This window comes from Pseudomonas meliae, assembly GCF_001400515.1.
Classification (GTDB): Bacteria; Pseudomonadota; Gammaproteobacteria; order Pseudomonadales; family Pseudomonadaceae; genus Aquipseudomonas; species Aquipseudomonas amygdali.
Genome location: NZ_LJQT01000478.1, coordinates 1 through 11,531, shown reverse-complemented (window position 1 = coordinate 11,531; position 11,531 = coordinate 1). Strand labels below are relative to the sequence as shown.

The 11,531-nt window shown below is 57.6% G+C and carries 12 protein-coding genes and 1 pseudogene; 6 read left to right on the top strand and 7 right to left on the bottom strand.

All coding sequences use genetic code 11. The features are described 5' to 3' along the window. Positions 1 to 14: 14 nt before the first annotated feature. Together ALO64_RS22515 and ALO64_RS22510 are read right to left on the bottom strand one after the other, a co-directional pair. Entirely contained in the window at positions 15 to 314 is a 300-nt protein-coding gene (locus tag ALO64_RS22515) for a protealysin inhibitor emfourin (RefSeq protein WP_002553232.1), read from the bottom strand. A 21-nt stretch (positions 315 to 335) separates the two neighbouring features. Further along, complete coding sequence (locus ALO64_RS22510; RefSeq protein WP_002553233.1) at positions 336 to 1,406, bottom strand: M4 family metallopeptidase; 1,071 nt, start codon at positions 1,404 to 1,406, stop codon at positions 336 to 338. Positions 1,407 to 1,673: 267 nt separating this feature from the next. On the opposite strand from ALO64_RS22510, the gene ALO64_RS22505 reads away from it, so the two are divergent. Further along, the gene (locus tag ALO64_RS22505; RefSeq protein ID WP_005731759.1) at positions 1,674 to 2,030 is read left to right on the top strand and encodes a hypothetical protein; all 357 of its coding nucleotides are present in this window, start codon (positions 1,674 to 1,676) and stop codon (positions 2,028 to 2,030) included. A gap of 88 nt (positions 2,031 to 2,118) precedes the next feature. Here the strand turns inward: ALO64_RS22505 and ALO64_RS22500 are convergent, their stop codons facing one another. Continuing rightward, positions 2,119 to 2,436, bottom strand: a complete 318-nt coding sequence (locus ALO64_RS22500; protein WP_044345142.1) for a DUF883 family protein — start codon at positions 2,434 to 2,436, stop codon at positions 2,119 to 2,121. A gap of 153 nt (positions 2,437 to 2,589) precedes the next feature. Here ALO64_RS22500 and ALO64_RS22495 point away from each other — a divergent pair, with 153 nt between their 5' ends. From ALO64_RS22495 to ALO64_RS22485, 3 genes are all read left to right on the top strand, one after another. Further along, the gene (locus ALO64_RS22495) at positions 2,590 to 2,844 is read left to right on the top strand and encodes a hypothetical protein (protein ID WP_002553235.1); all 255 of its coding nucleotides are present in this window, start codon (positions 2,590 to 2,592) and stop codon (positions 2,842 to 2,844) included. Between the two features lie 139 nt (positions 2,845 to 2,983). Next, positions 2,984 to 4,345, top strand: a complete 1,362-nt coding sequence (locus ALO64_RS22490; RefSeq protein WP_002553236.1) for an MATE family efflux transporter — start codon at positions 2,984 to 2,986, stop codon at positions 4,343 to 4,345. Positions 4,346 to 4,367: 22 nt separating this feature from the next. Then, positions 4,368 to 5,018: a TetR/AcrR family transcriptional regulator gene (locus tag ALO64_RS22485; RefSeq protein WP_002553237.1), complete on the top strand. Its 651-nt coding sequence runs from the start codon at positions 4,368 to 4,370 to the stop codon at positions 5,016 to 5,018. A 16-nt stretch (positions 5,019 to 5,034) separates the two neighbouring features. Here the strand turns inward: ALO64_RS22485 and ALO64_RS22480 are convergent, their stop codons facing one another. Together ALO64_RS22480 and ALO64_RS22475 are read right to left on the bottom strand one after the other, a co-directional pair. Further along, a complete protein-coding gene (locus ALO64_RS22480; protein WP_010198750.1) occupies positions 5,035 to 7,776 on the bottom strand; it encodes a beta-glucosidase in 2,742 nt (913 codons plus the stop codon). After that, complete coding sequence (locus tag ALO64_RS22475) at positions 7,773 to 8,015, bottom strand: hypothetical protein (RefSeq protein WP_002553239.1); 243 nt, start codon at positions 8,013 to 8,015, stop codon at positions 7,773 to 7,775. The genes ALO64_RS22480 and ALO64_RS22475 overlap by 4 nt, the downstream gene beginning before the upstream one ends. Before the next feature lie 553 nt (positions 8,016 to 8,568). Here ALO64_RS22475 and ALO64_RS26680 point away from each other — a divergent pair. Then, positions 8,569 to 8,886, top strand: a pseudogene (locus ALO64_RS26680) (hypothetical protein); the annotation flags it as partial. A 37-nt stretch (positions 8,887 to 8,923) separates the two neighbouring features. On the opposite strand, the gene ALO64_RS22470 reads toward ALO64_RS26680, so the two are convergent. Together ALO64_RS22470 and ALO64_RS22465 are read right to left on the bottom strand one after the other, a co-directional pair. Then, positions 8,924 to 9,742: a glycoside hydrolase family protein gene (locus ALO64_RS22470; RefSeq protein ID WP_044345141.1), complete on the bottom strand. Its 819-nt coding sequence runs from the start codon at positions 9,740 to 9,742 to the stop codon at positions 8,924 to 8,926. 188 nt (positions 9,743 to 9,930) lie between these two features. Further along, positions 9,931 to 10,410 (bottom strand): LEA type 2 family protein, encoded by a 480-nt coding sequence (locus ALO64_RS22465; protein WP_044345140.1) that lies wholly within the window; start codon positions 10,408 to 10,410, stop codon positions 9,931 to 9,933. 174 nt (positions 10,411 to 10,584) lie between these two features. Between ALO64_RS22465 and ALO64_RS22460 the strand changes: the two genes are divergently transcribed. Then, positions 10,585 to 11,531 (top strand): acetyl-CoA C-acyltransferase (locus ALO64_RS22460; protein ID WP_054991804.1); only part of this gene is annotated, 947 nt, incomplete at its 3' end.

Here is an 11,531-nt window from a genome sequence, read left to right as displayed (position 1 = left end):
TGCTCGGAGCTTCCCTAGAGCTTGCCGGGCTTTACGCGTTGCTTGAGGAACCCTAGCAGCTGGCGGGCGGACGCTGGCACGTTGTGTTCGTCAAACGTGAGGCAGATTTCTCTGGCCTCATCCTCAATAGTGATTTCGTACTGATTCAGATCCCGCGCCTGATCATTGAACGCGCTGCTGGACTGATTCAGGCCGCTGTCACTGACCAGCCGCTGCAGTTGCTCGGCTTCCGGCTGCTCAAGGGTGGACGTATCGACTTCACAGCGTTTGACGGCGCCCGCAAAGCCGCCGGATTGCACTAGACAGACTTTCATTTCAAGCACCTTTGTGTTCGGCTAAACCTTGACCCCGACTTCCTTCCAGGCCGCTTGTACGGCTTTTTTGGCTTTAGGGCCGAAGCGTGAATCCGAGGCGATTTTTATGCTGGCTCTGGCGCAGTCGACAAACTGACTGTCAGAGGCCAGCTCCAGCATCGTTTCATACCAGATTCTGCCCGCTACTTCCCAGGCATTTCCGCCCAACGCCTTGGCGACCAGCACGAACGCCCGATTGGGGATGCCCGAATTGATGTGTACGCCGCCGCGGTCCTTGGCGCCAGTGTACAGATCGGCCATCGTTGTCGGTTGCGGATCATCGCCCAGGTCCGGATCGTTGGAATAGGCGGTGCCCGGTTTTTCCATGTCGCGAATACCCCGTCGTGTAGGAGCGGGCACTAGCAATTCCTTACCGACTACCCAGTCCGACTCGGCGGCGCTGGTGCCCTGTTTCCATTGACGCACCAGCATGCCGAAGACATCGGCGAAATGCTCGTTGAGGGCTCCGGACTGTCCGCGGTAATCCAGGTTCGAGGTGAAACTCTGCACCCCGTGGGTCAGTTCATGGGCGATTACTTCCAGGCTGCCGGTGAAGCGCTTGAAGACCAGATCATCACCGTCGCCATACGCCATCTGGCTGCCATTCCAGTAGGCGTTGCTCAGCGGTACGTGGTCGCCATTGAAGTCCACCTCGGCGACGTGCACCGTAGACACCAGCGACATGCCACTGTCGTCCAGCGAATTGCGCTCGAACAGTTCCGCGTAGAAATCGTAGACATCGCCGGAACCGTCGTATGCTTCATCGGTTGCCTTGTCACCAGTCGGGGCCTGGCCTTCCTTGCGAGCCACAGCGCCGGGAAGATCGTCGGTTCCCTTGGCATCGTGAATCACGCAGTGCTTTCGACCGTCAGGCGATTTGATCGCGTGCATGGAGGGCATGGTTCGGGCTGAAAGTCGTGATGCCAGGAACGCCGAGCTGCTCGTCAGGTTGGCAATGGCCCGGGCGCTTACCAGAGTCTTTGGGGACTGCGCCATACGCTCGAGCATATAAGGCGGAATGAAGCAATGCAGGGGGTTACGGTCGTCGCACATGATGAACTCCTGTTCTAATGCACCAACGGCGGCAAGCCATCGGTCAACATGGTCGCAGGCGTTTGACACTTCATGTTGCGTTTATATGCAAAGAAATATCTGATCACATGACCAGTGATCGCAAAAAATATAACTGATTGTTGCGAGAACAGCGCATGGCCAGTGCCCAAAGCCCTTTGGCCGGGCATGCGACACCTCGACACAGTCCATCAACGGGCATTGCGAGAATGTTAGACTCGCGCCACTTCAGACGAGGAGCAGACCTACGTGCGCAAGACGGTAATGATGATAGTGGTACTGGCTCTGGCCGGATGCGATGCAGGCAACTCGAGTGCGCCCGCCAGGGAAAAAGCCCAGGATGCGGCGGTTACTGCTCCGGTCTCCACGCCACAGTGGTTCATCCAGATGAATTCGCGCGAAGCGGTGAGCGATACCAGTGCCTGGCTGCTGGAACGCAGTTATGCCCCAGTCATCGTGGACATCGACGGTAAGCAGCAATTGTTGATCGGACCTTATGAAAGCCAGGCCCAGGCTGAGGAACAGCGCGTGTTGTTGCAGGCCAAAGTGAGCAAATCCCACCGGTTTGCCGAGCCGTCGGTGGTACAGCACGCCCGCTTAAGGTAATTCATCAGACCTACACCATCGTTACAACAGCATCAAGCATTGCGGGCCCGTACCCAGGCCCGCGATGCTTCTCATCAGCGGCTGTCGATCAACGACGACCCAGCAACAGGCCGACTACCAGGCCGAAGCCTGCAGAAATAGCCACGGTTTGCCACGGGTGACCACCGATGTAGGTTTCGGTCGCTTCAACGACTGGTTTGGTGCGGTCGCGCACGCTGGCCATCGAGTCCAGTGCCTGCTTAAGCTTGAGGCTCAGTTGTGCACGCAGCGTTTCTGCTTCTTCGCCAACCAGCGCAGCGCTTTCCTTAAGCAATTTGTCGGATTCTTCGATCAGTGCCTGCAGGTCACTGAATGCCTGATCCTTGATTTGATCGGCAGCTTGTTGAGCAGAGGTCTTACGAGCCATGGGTATCTTCCTTTCAAGTGATGGCAACAGTGATCAATGGAGTCTCGCGCATCCTGAAAAGTTGCAATTGCTTGAATGACCCGACGCAAGACTCTGCAGGTAACGCCCCTTACGGGTGTAAGATGCAGCCGTTTTTAGCCGTAGGTGACTGTGATGAGTTTCAATCTGGCCAATCGGCCGCTCCCCGAACGTACCGCTCTTGAAGACGAGAAATCCCGTTTGTTCGACCTCTGGCAGAGCAATCTGGGCAAGGCCAAGAGTGAGGCTGCACGCTTGATGGGCGAGCGCGCCAAGCGCAAGGGCAAGTGGTCCGAATGGGTACGTTCCGAACTGGACACGATGAGCCCGCCGGAATACGCCAACATGGTTCGCAGTGAAGTGAATCGTCTGGTGGCGGCGAGCAAGTAGCCCGCGACAGCGACCCTCGCATTTGGCGGTGATCGTTGCTCGTGCCAGTGTTGGCATGACGGTTACAAACTTCCGTTCCTCATGCACTTGCATGGGAATGCCTTGCATGCCGGGCTGACCAGGCTTTTTGAGAACATTGATGGCCCAAGCCAGCGCAAGATTCACCCAGGGCAGCGTAGCGCGCCACATCGTCGTCACCGCCAGTACCAGTGCCTTGAGCCTGTTTGCAGTTTTTCTCGTCGACATACTGACGCTGGTCTATGTCTCGATGCTGCATGACCCTGTGCTTCTGGCTGCGGTCGGCATCGCCAAGGTGCTGATTTTTTTCAACAGCGCGCTGGTGACCGGCGTGATCATCGCTGCGACTTCGGTATTGTCGGAGCGCATCGGTCATCGTGCGGTGAAGTCCATCCCTCGATTGACCGGCAGCCTCATGCTGATGGTAGTCACGGTCGCCGCTCTGGCGTCTGTCACGCAGTTGGCGCTGGTGGTGCCGATTACCCACTGGCTGGGGGCCGAGGCGGCCACTTACGAGGCGGCGCGCAGTTTCATCTGGCTGACACTGCCTTTTACCGTGCTACAGGCCGTGATGCAGATGTCGGCGCAGATGCTCAGAACCACCGGTGATAACCGTCGGGCGCTGGCAGTGGTGCTCTCAGCGGCCGCCACGCTGGCGGTCGCAGACCCGCTGTTCATCTTTGTGCTGGACCTGGGGCTGAACGGCGCAGGCATCGCCTTTGCCATATCGGCAGCGGTGTCCGCTTCCATCGGCCTGTATTGGGTGCGCAGCCGCATGGGGATGGTCTTCACACGCAATCTGAAACTGCTGCGCCTGCATGCCGTGCGTACCTTCAGGCTTGCGCTTCCTGCCATGGCGGCGAATCTGGCGACACCGATCGGTTTGGCTTATCTTGTCGCCTCGCTTTCGGCATTCGGCACCTCCGCCCTGGCCGCCATGGCAGTGCTGGATCGGGTCCTGCAGTTTTCGTATTGCGCCTTTTTTGCTTTGCCCGGCGCGCTGGCCCCGGTGCTTGGCCAGAATATTGGTGCGAACCGCGATGATCGCGTACGTTCTGCGGTCATCTTTACCCGGCGGCTGGTGGTCTGTTACGGGCTTGCAGTCTGGTTGATGCTGGTGCTGTGTAGCGGCATGATTGCCGATCTCTACCAGCTAGGAGCCGAGGCCCGCGCTGTGTTCATGGCCTTTTGCTTGTGGGGCGGCGGCCTCTGGGTTTTGATTGGTCTGGATTTCGTCGCCATCGCCGTATTCATAACCATGAACAAGTCATGGTGGGTGGCGGTGTTTGCCTGGCTCAGGGCAACAGCGGGTACAGTGCCCTTCGTATTCGCCGGTATTCACTGGTTCGGCAGCAGTGGTGCATTGCCTGGCATGTTTACCGGTAATGCGATCATTGCGCTGATCTCCATCACCACCGCTTCACTGACAGCGAAGCGGTTTTTTACCAGCAGGGCCCCGGTTACCAGCATCGGGGTACATTGAATCAAGGCGTTATCAGGTTTTTATGGTTATCGAAGAATCAGGGAATGAATCCGAAGAAACAGCTGCGCCCAAGCGCCGTCGTGCGCCCAAGGGTGACATGCGCAGAAAGGCCTTGCTGGATGCCGCCACGGTTGTTTTCGCCAGGGACGGCTATTCGAGTGCATCAATGCGCGAGGTTGCATTGCTTGCCGGCATCACCACCGTCGGCTTGCTGCACCATTTCCCCAACAAGGAAGCCTTGCTCGCTGCGTTGCTGGAGCGCAGGGATCAGCGGGTTACGTCACGCTTTCAGGATCTGGTGACCGAACCGACGCTTGACGGGTTTCTGAAATTTCTGAAGCTGAGCATGAGCTTCAGTATCGAGAATGCCGACGAGTGTCAGGCGGCACTGCTGATGAATACCGAGAGCCTGTCGAAGTCGCACCCTGCGTGGACATGGCATCGCGAGCGATTCCAGCTGACCCATGAGCATGCACGCGGCCATTTGCAGGCGTTGATAGAGGCGGGAGAAGTGCGTGCCGACATCAATGTCAAAGCCCTGGCCCAGGAAATCTTCTCGGTCATGGACGGTTTGCAGATTCAGTGGCTGAGAAGCCCGCAAGACGTCGACGTCATGGCGGTTTTCGATATCTACGTGCAGCGTCTGGGCAGGGATATCAAGGCTCATCCCTGAGCCTTGACGGGGTGCATCAGTAAGTCTGTGCCGCGCTGACCTGTACTGCCTTGCGCAGTGGCAGTGGCAGCGGGTTGCTGTCACGAGTGGTCAGTTTTTCCGGGTACAGGGTGATCAGCGTCCTGTTGAGGGTCAGGTTCTCCGAGTCTGCCCCCACGAGAATCTTGAACTTCCCGGCGTCCACGTCCCAGCTTGCCGTCTTGTCGACGTAGTAGGCCAGCGAGCGGGAGTCTATCGGTACGCTGACAGTCTTGCTCTCGCCGGGTTGCAGGTACACCTTGGTGAAGCCCTTGAGCTCTTTCTCCGGACGGTCCACCGCAGGTTTGACCGGCTGCACATATAGCTGTGCCACTTCGAAGCCTGCCTTGTCACCCGTATTGGTCACGGTGAATTTGACGTCGATTGTCGAGCCCGGCGTCAGCACGTTGGTCGACAGTTTCAGGTCGCTGTAGCTGAACGTGGTGTAGGACAGGCCGTAACCGAACGGGTAGAGCGGCTTGGCGTGTTTCTTGTCATAGCCGCGATAACCCATGTACAGGCCTTCGCTGTAGGTCATTTCGGTCAGCGGGTTGTTGCCGCGATAGGCCGCCGGGTCCGGATAGGAAGCATAGCTTGGGTTATCCTCGATTTTCTTGTCGATCGTGACCGGCAGCTTGCCCGACGGGTTGACCTTGCCATAGAGGATCTCGGCCAGCGCCTGACCGCCTTGCTGGCCCGGGAACCAGGCTTGCAGCGTAGCGCCCACCTTGTTTGCCCAAGGCTGCATGTTGGCCACGCCGCCGCCGTGCATGACGACGATGGTGTTGGGGTTGGCCTTGGCAACGAAGCTGATCAGCTCAGCCTGTTGATCGGGCAGATCGAAACCGTGGTCAGAGCCTTCGCCTTCGTTCTCGGACGTGTTCCCTGTAGCAACCACGACTGCATCGTATTTCGACAGGTCTTTTGGCGGACGCAACGACGCCCAGCTCATCTGCACGCCCGTCAGGCTACCCAGCACAGGGATAAAGTTGCCTTGTACACGCTGGTATTCCAGCTTCACGCTGTAGGTCTTGCCAGCCGACAATGCTGCGGTTTTCCCCGACGTTGTCAGCGCGTTCACTACGTCACCGGAGTAAGGCACGCCATCGCTCTGCAGAACGAGTTCATCGTTGACCCACAGTTTGTAAGGGCCGTCTGCTCGCACCTTGAACACCTGAGCGCCCGAGACGGTTGGTTTGATGGTGGTGGTAAACCGCGCCGAGAATGCCCCGGGTGACGGACTGAAGCCAGACACCGCAGTACTGCCTGCATTGGTGACGTTGCTGCCGGTGGTCCAGTTCAGGTTCAAGCCTGGTTCCACGCGCGTCAGCACCGGGTCGCCGGAAAAGGTGGTGTTGGAGAAGTACTCGGCTTTTACCCCGGCGTTGCTGATTCCGTTGTCGCCGGTTGCTGGCTGATACCACACCGAACTGGCCGGATTCAGGCTCATTTCCGAGAGGTAGGTGACATCGGAGCTGCTGGACGCCAGTTGCTGCAGGCCGCTCAGCTCGGTTACATAGCTGTTGGGTGGCGAGTTCGCAGTGCCAAAAGGAGATGCAGGGACATCGTGGGCCCAGTTGCCAATCACAGCGATTTTCGCCGAGCGCGCCAGCGGCAGCAACGGTTTGCCCGCAGCGGTGTTTTCGTTGCGCAGCAATACGATGGATTCGCGCGCGGTATTCAGTGCAGCGCGCATGCCGTACTCGGGATGCTCCAGAGTCTTGGCGGTGTTGAGGTTTTCCTGGAGGTCGTAGCTGACGATGGCGCGCAGGTTACGTTTGACCTTGTCGTCGATCACGTTCTGGGTCAGTTGCCCGCTCCACAGGTAAGGCAGCAGTTTGGCTTCGGTAAACTGCAGGCCGGATGGCATGTCGATGTCAGTACCGGCCCATGCGCCCTTGAACGCATCGTGAATGGCGTTGAAATCACTGATGACCATGCCCTGATAGCCCCATTCGCCCTTGAGCACTTCAGTGATCAGGTGATGGTTTTCACAGGCATAGTCGCCGTTGACCTTGTTGAAGCCGCACATGATCGAGGCGACATTGGCGTTCTTCACCATCGACTCGAAGCCCGGCAGGTACAGTTCACGCAGGGTGCGCTCATCGACCTTGATGTCGACTGCCTGACGATTGGCTTCCTGCTCGTTGGCCAGGTAGTGCTTGCCGCTGGCCTGGATACCCTGGGCCTGAATGCCGTTGACAATGGCCGGTGCCAGTACCGCGCCGAGGAACGGGTCCTCACCGCTGACATATTCTGCCGAACGACCGTTGTAGGGCGTGCGGTACAGGTTGACGCCTGGCGACAGCATCTGCTGGCCGCCGGAAATCCGTGTCTCATAAGCGATGGCCAGGCCGAATTCCTTGGCCCGGTTGATGCTCCAGGTCGCTGCCAGCGCCGACTGCGAAGGGTACTGAGCACCGAACGTGGCATTGTTGACGTGTACGCCCATGGACGAGTCATACGCCACGGTGCCCTTGATGCCCCACTTGAGCAGGGAAGGGATCATGTGGCCGTCGTCGACGCGAGTGAAGTTGATCTTTTCCGACTGGTTCATGTTGTCGAGAATCGAGCTGACGCGCGCTTCGACTGCGTTACCGGTCGCCGGGGTCACGGCGGCGAGCGCAAGGTTGGCCTGCATGACGCTGAACGTCAGCAGGCTCAGGCTCAGCGTCTGTTTGAAGGCTGACAAGGCAAGTGTCCTTCCGGTCGATGTGATCGGTTGATTGAGGTTGTTCATGGTCGTTGTGCCTGGGCAGGGGCGTCGTCGGTGTCCACTGGCGCTTCGAGCAGGGACGACGAACTCTGTTGTTGAGCCGGGTTGATCTTGTCAGCGCCTGATAACTGGTCGCGCTTGGCTTCCACCTGCGTCCGGATCTGTTGATCGGACACAGCGGTATTTGTGCTGGAAGTTGAGTCCGCTGACAGTGCGCAGACACTGTGCGCGCACAAAAGTACTGCACTGAAAACAGACAGCATGGTTCTAGTCATCGATTGCATCTCGATTAATGGTTTGCAGGAGAAAAACAGACGGCTGTCGCAATGACACATCGCTTGGCTGAACAGTAAGTCCAACGCGACAGTAAAAAGTTCACCGGTAGATAAAGTATTACTAACCTTATTTTTATTAAGTGATGTCAGTTGGCTTTCATCAGGTTTTTCTTGACGAAAAAAAATTGGGATGATGATTTTTACGGGTTTAAATAGCTATTTTTGCTATTAAATCGGTTTCAATTGTTAAAAAAATTGGAATTTTTAGGTTTTAATTGCTTTTTATTAAACCTAATTGTCGTTAGGTTTAGTGATCTGGTAAGCTTTGCATTCTGACGCTTTTACGTGCGTTCAACACAAGCGACTAATAGTCTATTCAGGGCGGTTCTATAAAAGATTGATGGGCTCAATGATTGTTTTTGAATGCGCTTCAATAAATAGAGTGTTCTAAAAAGTGTGCAAAAATTGACGCTTTGTGCACGGCTTTATTTAAGGTTGAGCGTGTGTTGTGCAGGTCGGGAAGAACGGTATCGGGTGTCCACTGTTTTGCGCGTCAGGCGTCATTAAGTTAAAGGCAAATGCGGTGAGTTACGAATGTCCACGCGTTGACCTCGCGATCTTGAGCATCGTCAAGCGATTGTGCTTGAGCAAACCCCAAAAGCTTACGTTTGGTCAGATCTACCGGGAGCTGGTGCGCGCGTACGCTCGTGCCCCGGCCATCCACGTTTGTGTGGGAGCGGTCGACACGCTGGTCAGGGAGGGGCTTCTGGTCTCCGCAAGAGTCCTGGAGCCCGATCAGTCATTTCCTTATACCCAGCACATCATCAGTGGCCTGACCGAGATTGGCGCAGCCTCGCTTGCCAGCTGTGAAGACCCCGTGGTCACTCAACGCAGTGTCACTCGTTATACGGCAACGAGATGTAGTATTGGCCCAGTTCGGTCAGCTTACCCTCATTGTTCAACAGGCTGGAAAAGTGCGGGTCCGGGTTCATCCGGCCAGTGAACCAGGCGTACCTGAACACGTCCGTGCGCTGCTCAAGCGTGGCGACCATCTCGGCCATCTGCTGCTTCTGCTTTTCGACCGTATCAATCTGCGCACCGTCATCCAGGGCGTGCCAATTGGCGAACTCGGTGACCCAGAAGGGTTTTCCGTACTTCGACAGCCGATCGAGCATTCCTGGCAAACCATAGTCGTACCAGTGAAAAGCCAGGTAATCGATGCGCGGGTCGCGATTTTGATTCATCGATCGATAGGCTGTGTAGAAGGCATCAAGCCATACCACCGGGTCGCCGTAGCCCGGCATGGTTCCCCAGTTCATCGCTGGCCCCACCAGTTTTACGCCGGTCTGGGCAGCGATCTGTTCCAGCCTCGGCCAGAAACTGGCCGCCGCTTCGGGCGTCATGTTGGCCTGGTCGAGCAGATTCGGCTCATTGATCACCAGCAAATAGCGGATGGCGGGATGGGCCAGCAGGTATTGCTTCAATTGACCGTCGTCAACGTTGCCGTTCCATACCATCGGGATGAAATCCACACCGTACATTGAGGCGTAGTCGTAGGACGCCAGGCGGTCGTGGGGCTTGGGGCTCCAGTTGTACCACCAGCTCACGCCCGAAGATAACGCACTCAGGTCGGCGGGCAGGGCGATGTCGTAGGCAATGCCGCGCTTGGCGCTTTTTTCTGCCGCCCATGTCGGTGCCATGCACAGGCTGAGCATCAGCGTCACAAGAGACAGAAGGTCGGGAAAAAACGTGCTGACGGGTTCTGCGGGGTCATTGGCAAATCTTCCTTGAGGGTGGGGAGGCATGGAGCATGCTCAGCAGTCAGCCAGCAGAAAGCATGCCACCTGTATCGCCCGGTTTAGGCTGCCAAACCCTGACAGGCATTACTACCCGTAATGACTTGTTACCAAGGATCTCCCTCTGCCTGGCGCAAATCCAGCGTGCCGCTGTCACTGAAGCGCATCGTACCGAGCAAGCCGCCAGCCAGCTTGCCGCGAAGTGTATAGGGCAGATTGTCCAAACGCTGGCTCTGACTAAGCCCCAGTGCCTGGCGCAAGGCGGCGAACGCCGACACGCTGACCGGCACCACCAGCAACGCCTCGGAGAAGCGTCCTACGGTGCCTTTCTGGTTGCTCACGCCAGAGGCGAGCAGCTTACCGTTCACGTCCAGATCGAGCGCCACGCCGGTGTAGTTGATCTCGGTTTCGTTCGGGTTCTGCACCCGCAATGTGACCGCCATGCGCAGTTCAAGTCCCTGCCCGGGAACGGGTTCGATACCGACGACGTTGATCGTCAGCGGGTCTCGATGGGGGATGAGTGCACACGCGCTCAAACCAAGGATAAGCAGGCCTGAGAGCAGGGCGCGGATCGGGCGTAGCGACATTCGTGTGCTCCAGCGTCGGGTTCAGTCATCTTCAGACCTCGTCTGCCATGAGAGATTCGTCCTGTCGGGCGCAATGCCGGGATACCCGCTAATCTGCCTGTTTCAACCATTGCGTCCGCAAGGCAGCAGGTTGATGATTCGACCGATCCTATAAAAACAAGACTGGAGATAATCATGTCCATCGAAAGGACACCCCTTCATCAAGACCTTGTGGTCATTGTCAGCGCTGCGCGCACGCCCATGGGCGGTTTTCAGGGTGATCTGCAGAGCCTGAGTGCCACAGAACTGGGTTCGATCGCCATCCGCGCGGTCGTTGAGCGGGCAGGCATTGAAAGTGCAGACGTGCAGCATGTGCTGTTTGGTTGTGTGCTGCCGGCGGGCCTCGGTCAAGCGCCTGCTCGACAAGCTGCGCTCGGGGCCGGGCTAGGCAATGCGACGCTGTGCAGCACGGTCAACAAGATGTGCGGTTCCGGTATGCAGACCGCAATCATGGCCCATGACCTGTTGATGGCAGACAGCACGGCGGTGTTAGTGGCTGGCGGCATGGAGAGTATGTCCAATGCACCTTACCTGCTGGATCGCGCTCGCAATGGCTACCGCATGGGGCACGGCAAGGTGCTGGACCATATGTTTCTGGATGGCCTTGAGGATGCCTATGAGCCGGGTCGGCTGATGGGTACCTTCGCCGAAGACTGCGCCGGGTCGAACGGTTTCAGTCGCGAGGCGCAGGATGCGTTCGCTCTGGCGTCACTGGCCCGCGCGCAGGAGGCCATCGCCGACGGTCATTTCGACGCAGAAATCGTGCCGGTGCAGGTCACCGTGGGTAAAGAGTCCAGGCAGATCATTCACGATGAACAACCGCCCAAGGCGCGTCCGGACAAGATCCCGACGCTCAAACCCGCCTTTCGCGAGGGCGGCACGGTTACGGCAGCCAACTCCAGCTCAATCTCCGATGGCGCCGCAGCACTGCTGTTGATGCGTCAGTCCGAGGCGCAGCGGCGAGGGTTGCGGCCCTTGGCGGTGTTTTACGCACATGCGGCATTTGCTGATCAGCCGTGCCTGTTTCCAACCGCACCGATAGGCGCCATTCAGCGTCTGCTGAGGAACAGGGCAGCCTGCGG